This is a genomic window from Longibacter salinarum, from assembly GCF_002554795.1.
In the GTDB taxonomy this organism is placed as follows: domain Bacteria; phylum Bacteroidota; class Rhodothermia; order Rhodothermales; family Salinibacteraceae; genus Longibacter; species Longibacter salinarum.
Window position 1 is genome coordinate 52069 of record NZ_PDEQ01000012.1, and the last position, 23957, is coordinate 76025.

At 60.4% G+C, this 23957-nt stretch carries 21 protein-coding genes; 7 read left to right on the forward strand and 14 right to left on the reverse strand.

Annotated features, from left to right (window positions below):
• Window positions 1-33: 33 nt before the first annotated feature.
• Window positions 34-1584, reverse strand: coding sequence for a tetratricopeptide repeat protein (locus CRI94_RS16880; protein ID WP_098079001.1), 1551 nt, complete (start codon window positions 1582-1584; stop codon window positions 34-36).
• Window positions 1585-2060: 476 nt separating this feature from the next.
• Between CRI94_RS16880 and CRI94_RS16885 the strand changes: the two genes are divergently transcribed.
• Window positions 2061-3776, forward strand: coding sequence for an IPT/TIG domain-containing protein (locus tag CRI94_RS16885; protein WP_098079004.1), 1716 nt, complete (start codon window positions 2061-2063; stop codon window positions 3774-3776).
• Window positions 3777-4276: 500 nt separating this feature from the next.
• Here CRI94_RS16885 and CRI94_RS16890 read toward each other — a convergent pair whose 3' ends face one another.
• The 5 genes from CRI94_RS16890 to CRI94_RS16910 all read right to left on the reverse strand — a co-directional run bounded on the left by CRI94_RS16890 (window position 4277) and on the right by CRI94_RS16910 (window position 8882).
• Window positions 4277-4972 carry an energy transducer TonB gene (locus CRI94_RS16890; protein WP_098079009.1) on the reverse strand — a complete coding sequence of 232 codons (696 nt, stop codon included), beginning with the start codon at window positions 4970-4972 and terminating at the stop codon, window positions 4277-4279.
• A 97-nt stretch (window positions 4973-5069) separates the two neighbouring features.
• Window positions 5070-5906 (reverse strand): L,D-transpeptidase family protein, encoded by an 837-nt coding sequence (locus CRI94_RS16895; RefSeq protein WP_098079012.1) that lies wholly within the window; start codon window positions 5904-5906, stop codon window positions 5070-5072.
• Between the two features lie 129 nt (window positions 5907-6035).
• A complete protein-coding gene (locus CRI94_RS16900; protein WP_098079016.1) occupies window positions 6036-6803 on the reverse strand; it encodes an HAD family hydrolase in 768 nt (255 codons plus the stop codon).
• 314 nt (window positions 6804-7117) lie between these two features.
• Entirely contained in the window at window positions 7118-7936 is an 819-nt protein-coding gene (locus tag CRI94_RS16905; protein WP_098079020.1) for an enoyl-ACP reductase FabI, read from the reverse strand.
• A gap of 88 nt (window positions 7937-8024) precedes the next feature.
• Window positions 8025-8882, reverse strand: coding sequence for an inositol monophosphatase family protein (locus CRI94_RS16910; RefSeq protein ID WP_098079024.1), 858 nt, complete (start codon window positions 8880-8882; stop codon window positions 8025-8027).
• A gap of 220 nt (window positions 8883-9102) precedes the next feature.
• On the opposite strand from CRI94_RS16910, the gene CRI94_RS16915 reads away from it, so the two are divergent.
• Genes CRI94_RS16915 through CRI94_RS16925 form a run of 3 tightly spaced genes read left to right on the forward strand, consistent with a single transcriptional unit; the run spans window position 9103 to window position 11602 of the window.
• Window positions 9103-9876, forward strand: a complete 774-nt coding sequence (locus tag CRI94_RS16915; protein WP_098079029.1) for a hypothetical protein — start codon at window positions 9103-9105, stop codon at window positions 9874-9876.
• A 53-nt stretch (window positions 9877-9929) separates the two neighbouring features.
• On the forward strand, window positions 9930-10730 hold the full coding sequence (locus CRI94_RS16920) for a biotin--[acetyl-CoA-carboxylase] ligase (protein ID WP_098079032.1): 801 nt from the start codon (window positions 9930-9932) through the stop codon (window positions 10728-10730).
• Window positions 10731-10786: 56 nt separating this feature from the next.
• Window positions 10787-11602 (forward strand): type III pantothenate kinase, encoded by an 816-nt coding sequence (locus tag CRI94_RS16925; RefSeq protein ID WP_098079035.1) that lies wholly within the window; start codon window positions 10787-10789, stop codon window positions 11600-11602.
• A 36-nt stretch (window positions 11603-11638) separates the two neighbouring features.
• Here CRI94_RS16925 and CRI94_RS16930 read toward each other — a convergent pair whose 3' ends face one another.
• From CRI94_RS16930 to CRI94_RS16965, 8 genes are all read right to left on the reverse strand, one after another.
• Entirely contained in the window at window positions 11639-12562 is a 924-nt protein-coding gene (locus CRI94_RS16930; protein WP_098079038.1) for a glycine betaine ABC transporter substrate-binding protein, read from the reverse strand.
• Window positions 12563-12623: 61 nt separating this feature from the next.
• Window positions 12624-13055: a hypothetical protein gene (locus CRI94_RS16935; RefSeq protein WP_143815468.1), complete on the reverse strand. Its 432-nt coding sequence runs from the start codon at window positions 13053-13055 to the stop codon at window positions 12624-12626.
• Window positions 13056-13085: 30 nt separating this feature from the next.
• A complete protein-coding gene (locus CRI94_RS16940) occupies window positions 13086-14720 on the reverse strand; it encodes a BCCT family transporter (protein ID WP_098079045.1) in 1635 nt (544 codons plus the stop codon).
• A gap of 157 nt (window positions 14721-14877) precedes the next feature.
• On the reverse strand, window positions 14878-15720 hold the full coding sequence (locus CRI94_RS16945; protein WP_098079048.1) for an ABC transporter permease: 843 nt from the start codon (window positions 15718-15720) through the stop codon (window positions 14878-14880).
• Window positions 15721-15759: 39 nt separating this feature from the next.
• A complete protein-coding gene (locus CRI94_RS16950) occupies window positions 15760-16773 on the reverse strand; it encodes a quaternary amine ABC transporter ATP-binding protein (RefSeq protein WP_098079051.1) in 1014 nt (337 codons plus the stop codon).
• Between the two features lie 125 nt (window positions 16774-16898).
• Complete coding sequence (locus CRI94_RS16955) at window positions 16899-17519, reverse strand: MarC family protein (RefSeq protein WP_098079055.1); 621 nt, start codon at window positions 17517-17519, stop codon at window positions 16899-16901.
• Window positions 17520-17620: 101 nt separating this feature from the next.
• Entirely contained in the window at window positions 17621-19960 is a 2340-nt protein-coding gene (locus CRI94_RS16960) for a DUF3667 domain-containing protein (protein ID WP_098079059.1), read from the reverse strand.
• Window positions 19961-20013: 53 nt separating this feature from the next.
• On the reverse strand, window positions 20014-20973 hold the full coding sequence (locus CRI94_RS16965; RefSeq protein WP_143815469.1) for a TraB/GumN family protein: 960 nt from the start codon (window positions 20971-20973) through the stop codon (window positions 20014-20016).
• Window positions 20974-21518: 545 nt separating this feature from the next.
• Here CRI94_RS16965 and CRI94_RS16970 point away from each other — a divergent pair.
• The 3 genes from CRI94_RS16970 to CRI94_RS16980 all read left to right on the forward strand — a co-directional run bounded on the left by CRI94_RS16970 (window position 21519) and on the right by CRI94_RS16980 (window position 23928).
• Entirely contained in the window at window positions 21519-22226 is a 708-nt protein-coding gene (locus CRI94_RS16970) for a hypothetical protein (RefSeq protein ID WP_098079067.1), read from the forward strand.
• Window positions 22227-22321: 95 nt separating this feature from the next.
• Window positions 22322-23287: a haloalkane dehalogenase gene (locus CRI94_RS16975; protein WP_098079071.1), complete on the forward strand. Its 966-nt coding sequence runs from the start codon at window positions 22322-22324 to the stop codon at window positions 23285-23287.
• Between the two features lie 236 nt (window positions 23288-23523).
• Complete coding sequence (locus CRI94_RS16980) at window positions 23524-23928, forward strand: hypothetical protein (protein ID WP_098079074.1); 405 nt, start codon at window positions 23524-23526, stop codon at window positions 23926-23928.
• Window positions 23929-23957: the final 29 nt, after the last annotated feature.

A 23957-nucleotide genomic window follows, 5' to 3' on the forward strand; every position in this document is an offset into this window, starting at 1 on the left:
TCTTTACGTCGACATAGCGCGATACGCGCGACCTTACACGCGGCGTTTCTTCATCGCGTCGGCACGGACGATCGCATATTCGACCGAGTTGAAGTTGTGGCGCGCGACGTCATCGTACGCCTTTCTCGATGCCTCGATATCGCCGGCCAGCTCATACGCCTGAGCCAGCTGAAAGCGAATGCCGATGTTGTTCGGATCGGCTTTCGACAGATGACGTACGGCCGTCTCTCCGTCGCCGTCAATGAGAGCCGCCAGCCCGAGTAGGTGATGCTGGTTTTCAAACCGCTTCGGATCCGTCTGATCCTTGACGCTCTCGTAGTAATCGTTCGCAGCCTTGCGTGCCATCTCGGTATTGCCACTCATCGCCGCCAGATATCCATCCCAGTAGAGGCGGTCGGTGCTTATGTTGGCCTTCATCGTGGCATCGACGGTACGATCTTCGACCTCCTCCGACAGCAGGCGCCGCTGCGTGATCGTGGCCTCGGCTTCTTCGATCATGTCGTTGTGTACCGCAACGAGGAACTGATTGTTGAGCGTGAAGAACGTTACCCCGGTTTTCTCCTCCACAGGGAGGTCCATATTCTCGATCATCACGATCACATCGCTCAACTCATCGTATGCGGCCTCGGGATTTCCTTCGTGTAGCGCAACGAACGCGCGGTAGTTCGCGAGCTGGGCCTTCGCAACACCTCGTCCCTGCTGCACACCCTGGTCGTAGCTGGCACGAGCCTCGTCGTAGGATCCGAGGAAAGAAAGAACGTGACCGAGCTTAACGTGCGCCGGTGCATAACCGGCATTCACTTCCACCGCTTTCTGGTAGGTCCGTCGAGCTTCTTCGAGGTCACCGTTCCCACGATAGGCGTCGCCCAACCATACCTGCAGAACGGCTTCCTCCGGTTGAATGGCAACAGCCTGTTGGGCGAACAAAATGGCTTTATCGAGATCGCGCGGCTCGCTGAATGTGTAGGAGTTCGATAACCGCACGTTCGACACGATCAATGTGGAGGAGTGCTTCGACGCTGTTTTCCACGCCTCTCGGGCCTCGTCCACCTCTCCCCGCGAGTTATAGACATCTCCTCGCTCCACCCACGCATATGCGGACGCCGGGTACGCCTCCGTCAGGCGGGACGCTAGCTCCAGGCGGCGTTCGGCGTCGTTCGTGATGTACGTTTTTCGAATCTGAGCGAGCAGTTGCTCGCCTTCACTCTTGTCCGAGCTCGTTTCGTTCGCCTTCCCTAAGTTCTTTTCGAAGCTCTCCGGCGAGAACGAAACATCGGCCAGATAGACGTACGCATACGTGAAGTCCGGATCGATGGACACTGCTTTCTGGAAATGCTCTTGAGCCGTCTGCTGGTCGCCAATCTCCATCGCGTACAGACCATCGAGGAAGACGGCTCGTGCGTCCTCGGAAACAGTTGTGATTGGGATCTCGGTGTCTGGATCAGGAGACGGCGTCGCCTGGACTTCGTCCTCCGGTTGGCAACCTGCCGCCGTGCCGACAACCACAATGAGTAATAAGAGGGACAGTAGGGAGGAAATAAGAGTTCGAATGATCATGAGGGCCACCTGGGTCGATGTAAACATTGGTCAGACGAGATCGGCTTCATTGCACATCTCCCACGGCAGACCTACGGGAGTGGCGAATAGTCGAAGGGGATCAGGAAACAGATGTGATGGGAAAACTCGTCCCGACCTGGACATACGGACTGGAGTGCCCGACCCTTCGGCACAGACTCGAAAAATTCGATCATCGCGTTGCCGTTATCGTCGTGCCGGAGAATCCGATTTCCAATCAGCAATAGCAATAGACGATGATCGATTTGCGCCTCTGGTGTACCGGAGAACGCGCAAGTGTGGTGCGCCAGCCCAGCCCCGGCTCGAGCAGAGGGATCGTTTGAATCTCACAGCAAGACTCCCATCAGACAGCGCTATGACTCCAGAACAGGAGATGAGTAACGGTCACGCGTGTAACCCTGCGCCGGAGCACCCGTCCATTGAGCCGACGTGCCGGTCGCCACAGCCGGCCCCCGACCTCCTCTTCAAAAGGATTCTTCCCCCATATGCAACTTCCATCCAACCTGCGGCACATTCTGTCCGTGGTAGCTATGTTTGCTGTCATCCTTGTCGGATGCGACAGCGGCGGTAGCGGCGGCGGCAGCGACGTGCCCGAACCGAGCATCACAGGCGTAAGCCCGACAGAGGGTGCCATCGGCACCGAACTCACCCTCGAAGGCTCCGACTTTGAAACGGGAGCCAACGTTACGGTCGACGGTGTGGCGGCATCGTCGGTTACCGTCGAGTCTCCAACCAGGCTCTTTGCCGTCGTCCCCTCGGGCATCACGACCGAAACGCCGGTCGACGTGACGGTGCTCAACAACGAATCGAAGACCGCATCCGAGGCCGACGCGTTTACCGCCATCCCGCCGAAACTTAGCTTTGTCAACAGCGCAACCCGCCCCTCCGGACAGGTTGGAAGCACGGTCATTCTCGATGGGGATGCCTTTGGCGATGTCCAGGGTACCGGAACCGTGTACTTCAACTACGACGAGTCAGCAGGAACGGGTATTGCCGCCACCATCCAGGCCGATGACGACTGGACAAACTCGTTCATCGTGACGACCGTGCCGAGCGGTGCATCCGACGGACCGGTCGTGGTTGAGACGGAAGTCGGCGTCAGCGAATCGATCCCGTTCAACGTGACGGACGGCGCCAGCTTCAGCCCGTCGAACATCAACTGGACGCAGACGTCGAGCCTCCCGACGGGCGTGAGCAGCCACGACGCGAGCTTCGCCCAGTTCGAGAACGCCAACGGCGACACGAAGCGCTACGTATACGTCACAGGCGGCATCGACGCCCAGGACAATGCCCTCACTCAGGCGATCGGCGGTGAACTTGTCCAGCAGGGCGAAGTGAGCAGCTGGGCCCAGGTCACGGACCTTCCGAACAGCCTCGCCCATCACGCAACCGTCGCTGCGACGCGATTCAACTCGCGCGTCGACACGACCGGGCATCTCTACTCAATTGGCGGCATCGACGCCTCCAGCAACGTCGTCAGCAGCGTCAACCGAGCCCAGATCAACCCGGACGGTACGCTCGGCACCTGGAATAGCGAGACGGCGCTACCGCAGCCGCTTCACAACGCCGATGCTGTGCTCTTCCGCAGTGCCATTTACGTGGTCGGTGGTGCAACGACCGGCAATGCACCTGTCGCCACGGTCTACAAAGCCGAGATCGATACGAGCGGCACGATCGGCACCTGGGAGCAGCAGCAAGATCTCCCGACGGCCATCGCGCACCACGGTCTCGTAAGCTTCGGCGGCTACCTCTACACCGTCGGCGGCAACACTGCCGCGGTGGACCCGAACAGCAACACCAACAGCAACACGCGCACCGGCGCCATCTCGAACGGCGAGATCAACCTCCGCACCGGCGAAATCTCCGGCTGGAGCGCCAACCCGAACGAGCTTGGCAAGTCACGTGAGAAGCATAGCACGCTCGTTAGCGGCGGCTTCGTGTTCGTAAGCTCGGGCATTTACTCCGCGGCCGCGCAGGGCTCGAGCGAAAACACGTACGCTCAGATCAACAGCGACGGAACCATCGGGTCGTTCAGCGGCGCTACGGGTTCGAACACCCTGCTTTCGGAGGGCGGCAACAACCTGTACAATCAGGCTGCCGTCAGCTACACCGATAGCCAGGGCGTCGCCCACGTCCTGATCATCGGTGGCGACGACGTCAACGTTCCGGGCAATAAGCAGGCAGACGTGCTGTACTACTAGTGCGCTGCTCCAACATCAGCGGCAACGCCAAACGCACCGCTTCCCACGACCGGGGGCGGTGCGTTTTTATTATTGTGTATGGTCGATCGGGGGTTGTGGATTGGATTCAACCCGGAGCGTCGAGCAAGACCCAAACGGTGTCTCGTGATTTCATTGGAGGGAGTGTGGCTCTGCGCAGTGCACCGACACGCTCAGGGCCATTCCTCGACCTCGGTGCGTTGATAGCGGCATGGATGAATGCCGCTTCACCTCGACGTAGATACGAGGCATCCTCAAACGCCGATCAACTCCCGGGTATTACGTGGCAGCCCAACAAACCAACACGCCAGGAAAATGCCGGCACGTACCCTCCTACCTCCTCCCGACCGAAATCAATCCAATCCACTATTCCCCAACCCACAATCCACAATCCCTAATCAAAAACGCCCCCGACCGTGCGAGGCACGACAGAGGGCAAATAGCAACCAGGGTGGATCGTAGTACACAAATGTCCCAGCCTCCTACCGTCCGAAGTCCACGCCGAAGCGGACGAAGGACGCCTGCTCGACCCATTCGTTATTGACTTTCAAAAAGGCCGGCTGCCACTTCATCTGGGTCGTCGTTCGCATGGCGATTCCGTCGAGTGTCGGATGGAGACTCTCTACAACCTCGATGCCTTCCGGCTCGCCGTTCGCGTTGACGAAGACCTGCAGCTCGACCGTTCCCCGGTTCTCCTCGTTGCGCAGGCTATCCGGAAACACCATCCCCTCCCCGGTTTCCGTCCGTCGCGGTTCGCGATAGTGGTTGTTGATGGCCTTGTATGCCTTCTGTTTGTACTCGCCCTGAACTTTCTCGCGGATGTCGCCCGAGAGCGAGACGTCAGACAGTACCGGCACCGCCTTCGCCCGGAAGAGTGAGTCGATCGTCTCCGGGTCATGCTGGAAGAGAGGCAGAATGGAGCGCTTCACGGCTTCTTGCATCTGAGCGCGCGTCATCTGTCCCTGCGAGATGGAAAGGGTCCGCGTGTCCGTAATCCCCATCGCCTTCAGCGATTCCAGATTGCGAAACACGGTTGAGGTGTCCACGCCACTCTTCCACCAGCGTCCGTCAGCGCTTTCCCAGCCGCTCGGCGGGGCCGACGGGTCCTCCGAACTGCACCCGGTAAGTACCAGGGTCACAGCCATTGCGAGTACGAGCATCCAGCGCGAAGCAGTCATGGAAGAAGCGAATCTTGGGAAAAGGGGTGAACCGCACGGTCATTCGGTCGCCGACATCAAAAGATAAAGCCCACCTCGGTCGCTCGTTCCACGCCGGCTATTCGACGAGCACCGGCGTCCCGACCTGGGTCCACCACCAGAGGGTGTTCATGTCCTCGTTCGTCACGGCGACGCAGCCCTGCGTCCAGTTGGTGGCCGCCCCGGTACCATCACCGTGGATCTCAACCCATCCGCCCAGCTCCGTATTCATCGGGGGCATGCTGATCCTTTCGTCGGCTTCAATGATCGCGTCGCGCTCCGACCGAGAAATGATCCCGTTTCGGTAGCCCCGGCGCGCGTCGGAGGCCGTCGGATAGTTGAGAACGAGGGCCTTGTAAAACTGGCTGTTGGGGTTTCTGCGCACAACGTAGAACTGCCCCTCCGGCGTTCGCCAGTGGTCCCGCAGGCTTGTGCTCCCGCGACGCTCCTTGTCGGAGAACGCGTTGTAGCCGAAGTCGGCCTTGAACGTCTTCATAAGGCGCGTGCCCCGGTACATGTAGACCCGCCGGTCGGCCTTCGAGGCGCGAATCCAGATGTTGGAAATCGCCGTCTCCGGCACGAATCCCTGCTTTCCATCATCGGTGCGCACCTCGCACCACTCATCCTCGCACGAAAGGCGCTGCACAGGAGTGGTCACCGTCAATCGACGCACCGGGCGCGAGTCATCCGGCGTGTTGTACAGCATGGTCGACTCCCCGGCAACGTAAAACAGCTGCCGGTCGGCGAGCGCCGCAGCGGGCGTACTGCGCGTGACTGCACGCGTTGCGACATCCTGAGACGCCGTACTCACGGCCGACGAGGCCGCCGGTTGCTGCGCAAAGGCCTGCGGCGACACGGCTCCAAGAACGAGAGCCAGCATTCCCCAGAAAAGACGATGACGAACAAAATCAACCATAAAAACTCGGGCGTCGCTACCTGAACAGTTAGCTCCGTGTATGCACCGATCAAGGATCACACCGGAATACCAATGCGAAGTGCGAAGGTCGAACTGCGAATTGACAATCCACAATCCCCAATCCGTCGCTTAGCCGGCTTCCGGATCGCGGCGGTTGTGCTGCAAGCACCACTGGTATGCTTCGACCGTCCCGCGGATGACTTCGCCCTGGGTGACGTGGGGCACCTGTTCACGGACGACGCCATGCGCATTGGCAGGGGCAAACGGATAGCCGACCGACAACAACGCATCGAGATCGGCGTCGGTGTCGCCGATATACGCCGTTTCCGTCGTCGACACACCCAGCTCATTGCACAGCCAGGCGATTCCGGTCTGCTTGGTGATGGACGGCGGGACGATGTCCACGGAGTTGTCCGTAGAAAAGACCACCAGGTGCGGCAAATTTTCCTCCACAAACCGCTCCGCTCGCGGACGTAGCTCCTCGATCTCTGAGGTGTCCGGGGTGACGATCCCGGCCTGCGTACGCTTGGCGTGATCGAGGGACATTTTCGTCCCCGGCACGCAATCCGTCGCAAACCAGTGACGCACTTCCTCCAGTTCGGCCGCCACCTCATCGGTGAACGCCGGATTCCACGTCGTCTGGGCCGTTACCGGGTCGAACATCCCGCCTCCGCTCTCGAACAGCACCGGACACGTCAGCCCGAGCGCCTGCGTCACCGACTCCACGTAGGCGTAAGCCCGACCGGAGCAGATCGAGATGGCCGGCGCAAACCCGGGCGACGCAGCCGGGCTTGCGTCCCCGGCGTACCGTCGCAAGATCGAAAAGTGATCGAGATCGTACGGCCGGTACGGCTCCGATAGGCAGCCGTCGATGTCCGTAATAAAAAGGTTGATCAAAGCAGTAAAAACGTTCAGAGTTCAGGGTTCAGGGTTCAACGTTAGCTACCGGACACTTTCACTGGTACCCACGTCACTTCCACATTCCCCGGCGCGGCTGCTCCGACATGGACGGGTGTATGTGGGTATGGGAGTGTGAGAGTGCGTCATTTCTCGACGATAACGCCTCGTTTCCGAGACGTGTGGGGCTGACGCGGTCCGTTTCTCGAAGTCGCACGGAACCATTCCGTGGTGGAACCAAACTGTCCGGTACCTAGGGTTCAACGTTCGGGTTCAGAGTTCAGAACATTGAACCCTGAACCCTGAACGTTGAACTATTCGTCATCCCCGAAGGAGTCTTCCATGGCTTCCACGAGCTGGTCGGAGATGCCCATGGAAGAGAAGCCACCGTCGTGGTAGAGCGTCTGCATCGTGACCATCCGCGTGTAGTCGCTCAGCAGCGTGATGGTGTAGTCGGCGCAGCTTTCGGCGTCGGCGTTGCCAAGCGGGGAGACGCGTTCCGCAAACTCGTACATGGCGTTGAAGCCGTCGATTCCCGAACCGGCTGTCGTTTTCGTCGGGCTCTGCGAGATCGCGTTGATGCGGATGTCGCGCTTGCCGAGGCGGTAACCAAACGCTCGGACGATGCTCTCGAGAAGCGCCTTCGCGTCGCCCATCTCCGAGTACTTCGAGAAGATGCGCTGCGCGCCGATGTACGACATCGCGACAATCGAGCCGCCATCCTTGATCGCCTCCTGGTCGAGAGCATGATGGACGATCCGGTGCAGGCTGACGGCCGAGATGTCCAGCGTCTTCTGATACCAGTTGTAGTTCAGATCCTCGTACGGCACATCCTTCCGCACGTTGACGCCCATGCCAATCGAGTGCACGATGAAATCGATGGGACCGTGCTCCTCCTTCACCTGCTCGAACAGGTCGGCAAGCTCTTCGTCGGATGTCGCGTCGGCCCAGATGATGGAGCTACCGGTCGACTCAGCCAGCTCATCCAGCGACCCGAGGCGCCGCGCCACGGGAGCATTCGACAGCACGAACTCGGCGCCCTCACGCTTGGCGGCTTCCGCAACCGCCCAGGCGATGCTTTCGTCATTCAGTGCGCCGAAGATGATGCCAGTTTTTCCGTCGAGAAGTCCCATATCGTTATGCAGTCGTTCGGTGTAAGAAAGTGGTCGTCCGAGATGTCGAAGCTCCGGCTCACCAACTGGATTGCCGAAGGAGAACGTACTAGAGGCGGATGTCTTTCATCGGTTCCAGGCCACGGAGAAGTCCGGCATGGATCGCCTCGCTGTTGTTAGAAGCACAAATTTGTCGATCGTAAACGGGGGCAAGCCCATCGCGGCCGTCATACGTCGTCACGCGACCGCCACCCTCCCGAATGAGAAGCGTACCGGCCGCCACGTCCCAGGGCTTCAGCCCCGTTTCGTAGAAACCATCGAACCGTCCGCATGCCGTTCTTGCACAGTCAATGGCCGCGGAGCCGTGACGCCGGAGGCCCTGCGTGGAGCGGATAAAGTGAGCCAGAATGTCCAGGTAGATCTCCGTATGTTCGAAACGCCGGTAGGGAAAACCGGTCGCGAGGAAGGCATCCGAGAAGGTATCAGTAAACGTCACCTCGTCGGGGCGACCGTTACGCTGAAGCCCATGCCCGGCTACGGCAGTATACAGAACGTCGTGCGAGACATCGAGCACGACCCCAACACGGAGCCTATCTTCCGTCTGAAACGCGATGGAAACCGCGTACGGCGGCAGGCGATGCATGAAATTGGTGGTCCCGTCGATGGGATCCACGATCCATCGGTCGCCCGTCCACTCCAGTTCCTCTGGATCGTCACCTTCCTCGGCCAGAATCTCCACCCCGGGCGTGTCCTGCTGGAGCTGTTCGACGATGACGTCCTGCGCCGCGCGATCGGTGACCGTCACGAAGTCATTCACGCCCTTGTTGTCAATGTCGACCGCATCGATCTCCACCGGATGGTCGAACGTACCCGCCGCTTCCCGAATCACCGCTGCCGCGTTGTGCGCAGCACGAACGGCCGTCGCCAGCACATCTTCGTACGACGAACCGTGAGAAGGAACAGGCATCGGGGAATGGGAAATGTACGAGGAAGTCGCGACAGGCTCGGGAAAGGCCGAAACTTTTGTTTGCTTCACTGCTAGGCACGGGCGCAACCCATGCGGCGCCCCCTGCCGATGAGCCGACCTCAAACATAGGAAGCGTTCCCCTTTGATGCAGCCTCGCGTTTTTAAACACGTTCGTTTTTTAAAGAGCCTACCATGGCTTGCAGCGTGCCTGACGGTCACCATGCTCATCACAGGGTGCGGAGATGCGACATCCGGCGGTGGCCCCTCGACATTCACGCCGCCGAACGCTCCATCCCCGCCGAGTGCCGATGAACGGGACCGGGCTATCGCTGTACTCGACAGCATGAAACGAACGGTCTTTGACAGTGCCTTCGTCCATCTGCGCGACTACGCCTTCACCCGCTCGGTCCGAACCGAGCGCATTGATTCAAACGACGGCGTTTCTGCCTTTCGCGAACGCACGCTGAGATACCGTCCCAACGGCGACGCATCGCCCTTTCAGATCACACTGGTGGACTCGGACTCCAGTGGCTCGTTCGATGCATCCGTTCTCGGACGCTTTGGTCCGTCACCCGACCCGTCGGGAGTCCCTGTCGATCTCGCCTCGGAAGCTTTTCCCGACGATCCGCCATATCTTTCTGCAAGAAAACGGGAGGCGTTCCAGTACAACGTCCGGTCCGACACGTACGAAGGGGCGCCTGCACTCATCGTCACGGTTCAGGCCCGAGAGAGCGGGACGGGCCCCGATCAGGTCGCCCGGTACGCAGAGCTTACGGTTCACGGTGACTCGTACGAATTGCTGGCCGCGCACACGGTTTACACTGAGCGCACGCTGCTGTACGGGCAGGACACCGTCTTTCACATCACGCTCGCGCGCACCGAAAACGACACCTGGCTTCCGAAAGAAACCCGGTTTCGCGCCATCCTCGATATGGTTCTGCGCGACCCCTTCCACGTTCGCACGGAGTCCACGTACACCGACGTCCGGTCGTAGCAACTCGATTCAGCCCCCTCGCGATCGCGTTTTCGTTTCACACCTGACTTTCGATGGACGTTTCTTCCATCCTCAACGCACTCGACACAAACCGCTTCGGGCAGTCGATGCGTTTCCATGAACGCGTTGAATCGACCAACACGGACGCGGCGACCTGGGCCCAAGACGGCGCACCGGAAGGTGCTGTCGTCGCCACGGACTATCAGACCGCCGGTCGGGGTCGACATGGCCGATCCTGGGATGCGGACCCCGGTCAGAACGTGATGCTCTCCGTCGTGCTTCGTCCCAACCTTGACGCCGACCAGCTGGGCCGCGTGATCATCGCGGCCGGCATTGCCGTCGCGGAAACGGTAGAAGCGTTCGTCGAGCCCCATCCCGTGTCAATCAAGTGGCCCAACGACATCATGATCGATGGCAGAAAGACGTGCGGCATGCTTCTCGAAGCATCGTTCGGCCGCGCATCTGAAGGACCACCCAGCGCAGTCATTCTCGGGATTGGCCTCAACGTGAACCAGACCGATTTCCCTCCGGCGTTGTCGGAACGCGCGACCTCCATGCGCCTTGCTGTCGGCCGAACCCTTCCGCGCGAGGCGGTGCTCGTCCGACTTCTCGAACGACTTGAGGAATGGTACGACGTCGCCATCGACGGTCGCCCCGTGCACGAAGCCTACGAAAAGCGTCTCGACCGCATGGGTGAGCATGTCGACCTTCGCTTCGCCGGAACGGACCGAACGGTATCCGGTACGGTCCGCGGCGTCACAGCGAGCGGTGCTCTGCGCCTCGACACCGATTCAGGCGAGCAGGTGTTGCATGCGGGGGAGGTCACCAGCCGTTCCCTGACATCGGAAGCATAAACAGTCCGCGCCGCTGCCCCGACCCTCTCTCGATTGAACGCCGCACGTGCTCACGCATGGAGACTGCCACCGAAACCGCGTTTCTCGCTCTCGATGTTGGCAACACCGCCGTTAAAGGCGGGCTCTTCGTCGGGGAGAGTCTCGCGCGCATCTTTCACGTCGAGATCAACCTGAACGAGCCGAGCAGCGAGGCGGCCGGGGACGCATGGACCCGGGCGCTTGAGCCGCACCTCGATGGAGCCTCCATCGGGAAGGTCGGACTTGCGTCTGTCGTGCCGGAAGCCGTCCCGGTTGCCGAACGCGTCGTACACGACCTGACGGGAGCGCAGGTCGTCACGGTCGACACCGCGATGCCCCTTCCGTTCGAGATGGCGTACGACACGCCACAGACACTCGGTGCCGACCGGCTCGCCGCGGCGGCCGCGGGATGGGTTCGATACGCAAAGTCGGGATCCGCGAAGCGAAGCGTCATCGCGATTGATGCCGGAACGGCCGTCACCTACGATGTCGTCGATGCATCCGGTGTGTACCGAGGCGGTGCGATTGCAGCCGGTCCTGTACTCACGCAACGCGCCCTCCGGAGCGGGACCGCCCAACTGCCGACCGTCCCGCTCGTCTTCCCCTCGGACGTGATTGGCACCACCACACGCGATGCCATGCAGAGCGGCATCATGTGGGGATTCGTCGACGGCGTGCGGGGCATGCTGGCGCGCCTCCGCGAGCTTCTGGACGATGACCCGATCGTACTCGTCACCGGCGGCTGGAGCCCGCTGCTGGCAGACCACCTCGACGCCGTCGACCATGTCATACCTCACCTCGTCCTCGACGGCGTGCGAATCCTCGTCGAACAGCCCTACACGGCTTCGCACTGACCGGGCCGGTGCATCAGCATTGCACACAGGCTCACATCAGTTGCCGCTGTCACCCGGGGGCTCCTCGTGCGATAGCCACTCGGCCACCACCGCCGGATGATTTTCGATCCAGCGGCGCGCGGTCGCCTGCAGATCCCCTTTTCCCGGACGGAACGCCGTCATCAGGCTCTCCATTTCGCTTTCGCCCAGATGCATGCGCTTGAGTAGCCTGAGCACGTCCTCGGGAAGTTCGTCTCGCCCCTTCGGACGGAGAAGCTTCCGAATCTGCTCGGGCTCCCCGAACACGTCCGTATCCCCTGTCTTCGCCCCGTCGAGGTAGCGGAGGTCGAATCGCCCCCACATCCAGTGCGGACGCCAGCCTGTGATCACGATCGGCTCGTTGGCATCGATCGCTCGCTGCAGCGCCGTAACCATTGCAGCATCTCCAGAGGATACCACGCTGAACCCGTCGATGCCGTTGTTTTCGAGCACCCGGCGCGTCTGTTCGTTAATCGCCGCGCCCGACTCGATGCCGATAATTTCGCCACCGAGATCCTCTCTCAAATCGGCAAGGTCTGTCACGGACTCGGCCTCGACGTAGTCTGGAACCACCAGCCCCACCGTCGTGCTGTCGTAGACCGGCCCGAGATCGACAATCCGGTCGCTGTACTCGTCCCAGAGCGGTCCATGCGTGACCGGGAGCCACGCGTCCACAAACGCGTCGACGTCGCCCTCCGCGACGGCACTGAACGCCATGGCTGCTCCGCCGGCCTGCGTAAGTTCCACCTCGCGGTCCAGGCTATCTTCGATCACGGCCTGCAGGACATGCGTCATCGCGATGCCCTCCGTCCAGCTAACGTAGACCAGCGAAACCGGCTCATCCGCCGACGACGTGTCGTCCCCGCAACCGGCAAACACCATCACGGTGAAAAAGACGAGCGCTCCTACGGCAATGCGAAAGCGATGAGTGGGGCGTGTCATATATGATTAAGATGAGGCAGAGAGACAGATGAAATTCTGCAATTCATGAAGGGACACAGCATCATGCCGCATCCCAGGCGACGTGCTCCTCATACGTCGTTAGTACATCGCGGATCAGCGCCTCCTCTGACCAGTCTGCGACATTCTTTCGTTCGCGGTTCCCATTTACGTGCACTTCCGCCCGAAATCGACGAGCTTCGTCCTCGGCGACATTGATCTCGGGAAACGCGAAGTTCGGGACGCGGAGTGTCCGCGCGCTGACGATATAGGTGAATGGGTCCGCATCCGCGTCGGGCTGGATTAGGATGCCGATCTCCCCGTCGTCGCGGTATACCTCCACTCGTTCGACGAAGGCGTCGAGCTCGTCACGAAGAGCCTGAAATGCGTTCGGCGCGGCCGTTTCGATGCAGTGCGCGACGGATTCCGGCGAAGCCGCGATCGGTTTGTCCCGACCGAAGAGCCGGCGCAGATGGGACATCCAGTCAGTTGACATGTCGGGTCTAGAGGAGCAATGATCAACAAGCTACGCAGGCACGTCGTCGGACACTGGCGTTGAGACAGCCGCCGGCTCTTCGGTGCCCTGATCCCCGCGATCAGCGACATCGGAATGGGTCTTCAGGTATTTCGGGGGTGGGACGCGATCGCGTCGAAGTCCCTGTATGAGCCCGTAGCACATGACGATCAGAACGACCGTAAACGGAAGCGCCGTCGTAATGGCCGCGGTCTGAAGAGCCTCCAGTCCGCCCGCAAGGAGTAATACCGATGCTACGGCTCCCTCGGTGACTGCCCAGAAAATGCGCTGAGCGACCGGCGGATCCTGCTTGCCGCCCGAGGTAATGATGTCGATCACGAGCGAGCCGGAGTCCGACGAGGTGACAAAAAAGGTAATCACAACGAACGTAGCGATCGCGGAACTGACGGCTGTGAGGGGAAACTCCGACAACAGCGCAAAGAGAGCGGTCGGGATCGCGTTTTCAGACGCCTCCTGCACTGCACCACCCGCTCCATTTAAAATCATTCGGATGCCTGTATCCCCGAAGACCGTCAACCACAGGAACGTGACAACGGTGGGAACCAGCATCACGCCACTCACGAACTCCCTGATCGTGCGACCGCGCGAAATCCGTGCGATGAACATCCCCACGAACGGAGACCACGCGATCCACCACGCCCAGTAGAACAGAGTCCATCTGCTTTGCCAGTCGGAGCCTTCGAAGGCGTATGTTTGAAATGTCATCGAGACGATGTTTTGCAGGTAACCGCCAAGGTTCTGCACAAATGCATCCGTTAGAAACACCGTCGGCCCGACGATGAACACAAACGTCAGAAGCAGCAGGCCGAGCCCCAGATTTAACTCGCTGAGACGTCGGATGCCGCGATCCAACCCCAGCACGACGCTGACGGTCGCCATGCCGGTAATCCCGGCAATTAGTGAAAGCTGTACCCAGACCGCATTGGGGATGTCCAGCAAAAACGTCAGGCCGGCGTTGATCTGCATGACGCCCAACCCGAGCGAGTTTGCCACGCCGAACATGGTGCCGAGAACCGCAAACGTGTCGACGGTGTGGCCGATCGGCCCGTAAATCCGATCTCCGATTATAGGATAGAGAGCGGACCGAAGCGTTAGCGGAAGGTCGTGCCGGTACGAAAAGTAAGCCAGCGAGAGCCCGACGACAATGTAGATCGCCCACGCGTGCACGCCCCAGTGAAAAAACGTGATCTGCATGGCTTCGCGTGCGGCTTCAACCGTTCCACCGGATGCTCCGCCAGGCGGGCTCAGGAAGTGAATAACGGGCTCCGCGACGCTGTAAAACAGTAGACCGATGCCCATCCCCGCACTAAAGAGCATCGCGAACCATCCGGTATAGCTATAATCCGGCTCGCTATCCTTCGGCCCGAGCTTCACGCGGCCGTAGGGACTAACCGCAAGACCGATCACGAAGATGAGAAAGATCCCCACGGCCAGAGTATAGAACCATCCAGAGTACATCGTGATCGTACTCTGTACCGTGGTAAATACACCTCGCGCTGTGTCGGTAAAAACGGCACCGAACGCCACGAACGCCAGGATCAGCGCCGCCGAGGGAAAGAAAACGGCGCCGTTCACGGCAAATCGTGACGACTCCTCTGTGGACGACGCATGATTGGATTCGTCCATGAACTCGACGATAGAAGCCTCACTTGGAGACAGAGAGCAAGAAGAGCACTAAGTAGCGCCAACGTGCACACCGTCGCGAAGATGAGCGGTTTTCGAAACGATCCCCGGCTTCCCTCAACTCATCGTTTTCATTTCCACATTCTGCTCCGGTATCCCGTTACGCCGTCTTCGGAGCACTGGCTTCTCCCGCCCGGCCGCCGAGTCCCTGCGTAACGCGGTCAAGGAAAATTGCCAGGATCACCACCGCGAGTCCACTTTCGAACCCGAGGCCGATCTTGAGCTGCGTGACGCCCGTGAGCACATCCTGACCGAGCCCGCCGGCGCCGATCAATGCGGCAATAACGACCATCGAAAGCGCAAGCATGATGGTCTGGTTAATCCCCGCGAGGATCGTCGGGAGGGCAACCGGAAGCTCCACCTTCCACAACTGCTGCCACGGTGTGGCGCCGAACGCCTGCGACGCCTCCACAATCTCTCGCGGCACCTGCCGGATGCCGAGACTCGTCAGCCGAACGACGGGCGGCATGGCAAAAACCACGGTGGCGAGCACGCCGGGCACCGCGCCAATCCGAAAGAGCAGCACTGCCGGGATCAGGTAAACGAAGGCTGGCATCGTCTGCATGAAGTCGAGCACCGGACGCAGCGTACGCTGGATCCATTTGCGCTTCGCGCCCGCCACCCCGAGCGGCACCCCGATGGCAAGCGCGATCGCGGTCGACGCCAATACAAGCGCCAACGTTTCCATGGTCGCCGTCCAGAGATCCATGCCGTACGCAATCACAGCCATTCCGGCAGCGGTAAAGATCGCCACACCGCGACCAGATAGCCACCACGCCAGCCCGACGAACACGATGATCCACGCCCAGGCGGGAAGCAGCATCAATCCTGCCTCCAGCGCATCGACGACAGCCCGAACGACCGCGCCGATGGCATCGAGCCCCGGGCCGAGGTTCGTTCGGATCCACTCCAGATACTGTTCAAATGCGCCTCCAATGTCCATAGCGTTCGTGCTGATCAGAATGAGCGTCGAGTCCGTTCGCTAGGACGACTGGAGAATCCGGGCGATGTCGTCGGGCGAGATGCTGCCGAGCGACGTTCCGTTCTCGGACACGCGGTGCGGTCCATCTCGAAGCACGCGGGCAGCGACATCGCCGAGACGCATGTCTGGATCCAGTTCGGGCCACCCGTTGCTTTCGGCGTCCGTGGTCCCGTTTTGAACGATGTCGGCAGCAGTGAGGGCACGGGTTCGATCCACGTCGGCGACAAAGTCGCGAACGTACGGCGTCGCCGGCTTAGCCAGAATATCCACGGGGACGCCCGTCTGCACGATCTTGCCACCTTCCATGATCGCGAGGCGGTCCGCAAGCCGAAATGCTTCGTCCACGTCGTGGGTGATGAAAACGATCGTCCGTCGCCGCTCACGCTGCAACCGCATCACCTCGTTTTGCAACTCCGTACGGATGAGCGGATCGAGGGCGCTGAACGGCTCATCCATGAGCAGGATGTCCGGGTCAGTGGCCAGGGCGCGAGCGAGGCCGACCCGCTGCTGCATCCCGCCGCTCAACTCGTCCGGGTGCTTGTCCTCATAGCCGTCGAGCCCGACCTGCACGAGTGCGTCCTCGACGCGGCGACTCCGTTCCTCGTCCGCCACGCCGCTCACCTCCAACCCAAACGCCACGTTGCCTGCGACGGTGCGGTGCGGAAAGAGTCCGAACTGCTGAAAGACCATCGCGAGGCGCCTCCGGCAAACTTCCCGCAGCCGCTCACGCGACATCGCCGTCAAATCCTCGCCTTCGACCTCGACCGTCCCCCGCGATGGCGTGACGAGCCCATTTAGACAGCGAAGCAGCGTTGACTTCCCGCTTCCAGAGCGCCCCATCACGACGAATGTCTCCCCTTCTTCGACCGAAAAGGAGGCGTCTCGAATCGCGACGGTGCAACCAGTCTGTTCTAAAATCTCCGCTTTCGACGAACCCGCATCCAGCAAATCCAGCGCTGCCTCGACGTCGTCACCAAATATCTTCGTGAGGCCATCTACCGTTATCTGAGACACAGTCGGAGGTCGAAGTTTGAAAGTCGAAGGTCGAACTGGGCTTTTCGCGCGAGCTACGGACAATCACGGTCTGCAACGCCAGACTCGTAAGTTAACGCCCGGTCTCTACAGATAGCAATGTATGTCTACAGTGCGTTGATGATGCCGATGATGCCCGTCCGAATCATCGCGACGGAAATGGCGGCCAGAAAGAGGCTCGCGACTTTTCCGATCGCTCGCGACGCGCCCGCTCCGACGAACCCGATGAACCAGGGGCCGAAGTAGAACAGCGTGAAGCTCACCGCGAGATTCGCAATCAAGGCCGCGACGGTCGGCAGGTAACCGTACCCTTCCTGCAGGATAAGGATCGTCGTGATGGCGGCCGGCCCGACGGTGAGCGGCGTCCCCAGCGGCACAACCCCCAGGTCCGCCATCGACGTCTCGTCGCCATTCGATTGCGTCTTCCGCGTCAGGTTGCTGAACAGAAGATCCGTGATGCTCAAGACCAGCAGGATGATCCCGCCACCGATGCGAAGATCGTTCACCGTGATGCCCAGCGTGTCGAAAATCACGCGCCCGGCCAGCACAATCACAATGGCAATTACGAAGGCCGTCATGATGGCCCGTCGCACGAGCGACCGGCGGCTCTTAACCGACATTCCCTCCGTCATCCCGATGAAGAGCGGGAGCACGCCAATCGCATTCATCGCGACGAAGAGGGACAGAAACGGCTCGACAAATTCCGTGAGGGTAAAATCCAGTTCCATGAAGAGGGTGAAGACACGAAAGGGTGAGCAGGACACGAAGCGTCCTCACGCACCGCTCCCCCCGAACTTCGTTCCAACATCAATCGACGAATGCGATGAATCTAGACCAGGAACGACGGCAAATAGCTTTCGGCGTTTTGAAGCACACCGACCGCGGTCCCGAACACGAACGTTCCCACAATGAAGTAGAGATTCGCCACGAGAATCGCTGTCATTGTTACCCGCACCCAGCCACCTCCATACGCACGCCGGAGAGCTGCCACGAGGTAGACGAACACACCGCCGTAGATAACAATCCGTGCGGGAATCAGGATCGACGATCCGATTTCGAGGAGTTCGAGAGCAAACTCGAGGCTCACGACCGCGAAAATGAACGAGTGCAGGTGCAGCGAAAAGATCACGTGGTGCGCATACGGTTCGCGCAGATAGATCAAGCTCAGGATCAACGCAAACGCCGGAACGAGCACGAACATTACCTTCGCCGCGTTCTGCAGCAGCGTCTCCAGCGCCTCGGTATCGTCCATCCCTTCGGCCTCCTCCCCATTCGTCATGATCGTTTCGGCAGTCACGGACGGTCCGCGCTCCCGATCTGCCGAGGCCATTAGCATCGATCTTGTCACGGTCAGAACGAGAGCGGTATCGGCCAAAACCCGTTCAACGGCAATTTCCCCCACGAGGGAATCTTCGAGGGGCTTGAGTCGCCTCTCCCACTGGCTTGCGGCAGACGATGCGTCGCGCGCGGATCCACCTGACTGAAGCGTATCGTCCGCCGGCCCGATGTCGATCGCCTGTGGCACCAGGAAGGCGGGACCGAGCACTCCCTTCGCCACACTGTCCGCCGTCGATTGTCGAACGATGAGCTTGACGCGTTCATCCGACGATCCCTTTCCGCGTCGGATGAGTTCCGCCTCGACCCCCGACTCGGGCAGCCCCTCCACCTCCAAGAGGACGAGCGAATCGCCGCGCACGTCGATCACGAGAAGGGAGTCGCGCAGTGCCGGCGGAGCGGACTCGCCGAGGCGTTCGGCCGCACGCTCCCGGACATCATCCTCGTCCGTCTCGTCGGCAACCGGAAGGGAGTCCTCAGCTGCGTCCCCGATGAAGCGTGCCCGGTGCAGCAGCGTATCCACCGAAATGTGGCGTGCGTAGAGGCTGTCGAGCGTGGAACGACGCACCTGCACCTCGATGGTCTCCGTATCTGCCTCGTTCGTCCAGTCCGGCACGAAGGCGGTAAACAGCAGGAAGAATGCGAAGCTCGAGACGAGGTAAAGCCGGATCGGCGGAATGAAGTCGGCGCGGCGTCCAGCAAAGTAGTGTGCTGAAAGTGCACCGGGCGCAAAAAACAGGAGTCGAAGCGTGCGCTGAATCCGCGAGTCGACCTCAAAGACGTGGTCGACGAACCGCTGCAGGAGCAGGCGAATCGACGGTTCCTGATTTCGATGCCGCTGGCCGCACAAGTGGCAGTATCGACCGACGAGGGGCGTTCCGCAGTTTCGGCATTCGCCTGTCTCCTCCAGGCGCGTCTCGAGGCCCACAGGGCTCGTTCGCACAAACGATTCCTTCAGGGCGGCCCCGAGGTGACGCGGTGACGTGACGCCGCTCCGATACAGCAGGCCTGCCGTCCCCCCAATCGCCGTGACCGTCGCGATCACGGCCCAGCCCGATATCCATTCGAGTCCACCGATCACGGCAACAGCGATCGAGGCGTTGATTGCCGTATGCAGGGCGACGGCTCGCTCGATTCGATCGTCCGCGATCATCAGGAGAGCCGGCAATACACCCGCCCCAACCACGTAGTACACGAGAATGGCCGCGCCGGGCGACGGGATGTCCGCATCCAGCAGGATCGCGAGGACGATGGCTCCGACGGGAAGCACTGCGCCGAACGCAGCGAGCCACGGGCCGACCGGATAGCCGGCCAGTCGCCACCCCGAACATCGGGCGGAAATGCTCTGCAGGAGGTATCCACGGAATCCCTCCATGCTTGCCGCGACCACCAGGGTACTGAGGAGAGCCAGCACGACCGAACTGCTCATCGCCAGGGGTCCGGCATGCCCAACGAGCCATGCAATGCCCCACAAACCGGTAACGCCCCCGAGGGCTGCCATAAGACTGCTCGCCCACAGCCAACCGCGGACTCGTGCTCCGAAGAGGACGCTTCTGAGCGTACGTCGATGAAACGTGCGGACGCAGATCCCGAGAGCGGCTGTGAGGGCGAGATGGGCCCACCCGAAGGCGCGGACGAGTTCCACAGGACGATTCTCATTGAGCGTCTCCAGGATCGAGCTCCCCATCCCTATTCCCATCGCATCCAGGGAAATCATGAGGATGGCAACGGCCATAATACCGCCGCCGACCGTGTAACTCAGCAGCGTATACGCAACGCGTAGAAGCGTCGTCCGACCGATATCGCCCTGGCGAAGATAGGAGGACGGCTGCATGGAAAACCTCTGCACTCAATGGAAACGAAAAAGCTCGATAATGGCGGTTTTCGCTAGAGCTGCTCCACCGTATAGCCTTTCTCTTGAAGCATTTTCGTGACGCTCTCTTCCCCGACGAGATGCCCAACGCCGACCACCACAAGCGTTCGCTTTGGATCCTCGATCAGCGTCTCGATGGGAGCGATCCAGTTTCGATTTCGCTGAACAAGCACCTGTTCGCGTACAGCGGGAAACTCGTCCATGCCCTCGTTCATCACGCGGGCGATTTTCTCAACATCGCCCGTCCTCCATCCCGCCATAATCTGCTCCACCTGATTGAGCGACGCCGTCAGGTTTTCCAGCGAATAGCGCAGATAGGCATCTGGATCGACCGAAGACGCCGACGATAGAATGTCGATTTGCTCGCGGAGCGTTTCCAGTCCGATGACATCCGCTCCCGTCTCCTGCGCCTTCTGGTACACGTGCTGATCGATTCCGAGCGACATCTTGTACCCGCTTCGCTGCATGACTGTTGAGGTCACCATCAGGCTCGCGAGCCAGGGCCGCATCTTTCGCACCTGCGCCTCCTGAAGTTGAAGCGTATCGAGCGCCGACTGAAGCAGGGCGTACGTGCTGTCGGATATCGCCTGCTGCAGAGTGCTGTCGCTCTGGTACATGCCGGCCTGCAACATAATGGGCGCAGCGGCCTGCATCGAATCGAGATCCACTTCGAATGCAATCCGTTCTGCGCGATCAATCACGTGCTGAACGGTGGGTGCCAGCGGGTACGCATCCGGGCGGAGCAGGTGGACGGAGCCGAGAATGTGGAGCGTGTCCGTATCGGAGCTCACGCGCCAGAGTGGATGCTCGGCCGTCGTGGAGTCGGATTCCGACGCCGCATCCGTTGCCGGTTGAGCGGAAGCAGATGGAACGGTCCCGACGACCGCTACCGCAAATACAAGTGCCAGAATCGGCGCGAAGACGGCTCGGAGGACCTGCTGGGTAAATCGATGATGCATGAAGGGGCTAGGCATAAAAGGAAAAATGGCGAGCTCTACAAGAAGGCGGCTCACGACCTATGTGAAAGAGACGACCTGTGCGTGCAAAACGCAATCGGCAACCAGATGGGTACAGCCGATCCGTGACGTTTTCCCCGGGCTGATCGGTTTGCGAACGGGCCCGGGCCGGTACAAACGGATATTTGGCATTAACAACCTCTTGGGAGATGAATCACAATAACGTGAGCACACTCGTTCATCTCTATTCGTAGGTCGGATGATGATCTTTTCGCAATCACGAAGTAGACACGGTGTGCGAGATCAACCAAGCCTCGTGTTACGAGCATGACGAGGACTGACCGCCGGAAGGCCCGTCCTTTGGGGTCGCCGAGGGCTCTCCGCCAAACAGGTTCTAACACGGTCACAAAACCGACTACGCTTCACGTGTACGGACGCCGATACTCGATTATGTTTGGATAATGTGTGAACCTATGACATAGGGGTGTCAGTCCGTCGACGTATCATGAACAACGAATCGGATTGGACCCTCGTTTTCGCCGGTCGTTCGCCGGCCCATCACCATGGAGACCCATTCCTTCTCTCGCTCAAATTCGGCGCTTCATATTCTACATGAAGCGCACGCAGACGCACCAGAACCGTCGGTCCGGGAGGCATCGACGTTTTACCGGCCTCCGTACGATAGCGAACTCGATGACGCCTTCGTCCGGACACTGGCCAAATACCTTGGTCCGCTGACCGACCTTCGCGCTGTAAACGATGACAGCCATTCGATGATCATCGTCGAAGCACGCACGTTCCACCGTTCGCAATCTGAACCGATGCGAAAGCGTCGGGTCGGTTTTCTTGTGAGCCCGGAAGCATCAGCTGAAACCGTACCGGTACGACGCTCCGGAATCATGACAATCGCTGGCGAGCATGTCGACGTTCTGTACGTTATGCGCACGGCGGATATAGCACACCGGAGCCTGGATGCGCTCTTCCTGATCTCCCGATGGGACGAGCACCTGTTCAGTCACCGCGGCCAGCTGAATCTTCGGCGTCTCGCCACACCCGAGGCACGCGACGTGATGGTGTCTTCGACCGCCGAGGACGTTCAGGTCTCCTACCCGAATCGGTCCGGCGCATTTTCGCTTCTCCTCACGGACGACGTGGCGGTCCCGATGGATCTTCAGATTCGCCGTATTAGATATCCACGCTCGGCCGACATGCCATCCGACGCCCCACCGCAGTCGCCCTCGCCCCGGCGTCGCTACCGGCGCAGTGCGTGATGATGCCGCTATCCCGGTCGGCGGACGGCACGACATGAGCATGCGTGCGTAGGAAAAATCGGATGCTCCTTCTGCCGCCAACCACGCCGACTGCTATGTCCGTATTCCGCACGCCTGACGAACGGTTCGACAACCTGCCGGGCTACGACTTTGAGCCGCACTACCTCACCCTCGACGGACCGGATGGAGAAGAGCTCCGCACGCACTACGTCGACACCGCGCCGGCAGGGGAAAACACGTCTCCCGTCGTCTGCCTGCATGGAGAACCGACGTGGAGCTACATGTATCGCGACGTGATTCGCCCGCTCGCCGGATCACACCGCGTCGTTGCACCGGACTTTGTCGGCTTCGGAAAGTCCGACAAGCTCACAAGCCAGGGTGCTTACAGCCTCGAGTTCGGCATGAATCAGGTTCATGCGCTCCTCGAGGACCTGGACGTGGCCGACGTCACGCTCGTCGTCCACGACTGGGGAGGCTTGATCGGACTCGCCTACGCAGCGCACTACCCGGAGCGGATTGGCCGCCTCGTCATTCTCAACACATTTCTCCCCCTTGGCGAGGACGAGGAAAAGTCGAGGGGCTTCCTCGCGTGGCGCCGATTTGTGGAACGCAATCCGGACCTGCCGGTCGGGACCGTCGTCGAGCGTTCGATTCAGCACGACGCCGCGTGGAGCGAGGAGGTGAAGGCGTCGTATGACGCGCCGTTTCCAACGAAGGAGTCGAAGGCCGGTGCAGCCGTCTGGCCCCTGCTCGTCCCGATGTCCACGGATGACCCGGTAGCGCAGACAATGAGGCGCACACGAGAACGCCTCGCGCGCTGGTCGAAGCCGGCCCTCGTTCTCTTCGCCCCCGACGACCCGATTCTTGGGGGCGCGCACTCGTTCTTCCGCTCCCTCATCCCGACCGCATCGAACCAGCCGGAGATCTTGCTTCCCGATACGGGTCACTTTGTCCCGGAAGAACGCGGTGAAGCCGTCGCACAGCATATACAGGATTTCGTCGAACGGACGCGGACAACCAACGAGACGACCGAGCCGTCTTTTCCCAACAAACCGAATTGAGGGAATTAATCGTGCTTCACCGCAGAGGAAGCGCGGCGTGGCTACGGAGATTCGCCCCCGAATATCAGGTTATCACCGGGCGGTTACAGTTGACTTCAATCGTCATGGCTCCGATACAAACTTCGCTGACGCAATCCTATTCTTTCTGATGCATACAGTACAAAACTAGACTCCGGGACCTCCTGTGAGGAAGCGTTCCCATCCCGGATATGTGTCGTATCAACCTGCGCTCGGTCATGTCCTCCTCTTCTCTGTTTCCGTCCTCCACCGACACCGAGTCTCTCTCGGTAAACCTTCCGACTGAGTACGCGGAGTGGATTCAGGCACAGGCCGAGTACAACGATGTCTCAGCCGGTGCCGTCATTCGACAGTTGGTTGATAACCAACGAATGCGTGACCGCGAGGAAGTGACGCCGAACTCCGCAGACGAGAAGGAAGAAAGCGTGGCGGACAATCTACGATCGGCAAGTGAGCGTCTGCGGGAGCTGGTCGATCGTGCAGAATCTCTCGACGACAAGCCGGATGATGTCCTCGAGCGCATCGAATCTCGGCTGCAAACACAAATCGAAAAGGACAGAAACAAGAGCAATCCCCCGATTTCAGACGATGCTCCCTCGATGTTCGATCTGATGGACGACTGACGTCATCTCCATCAACCACTTCTGCTGAC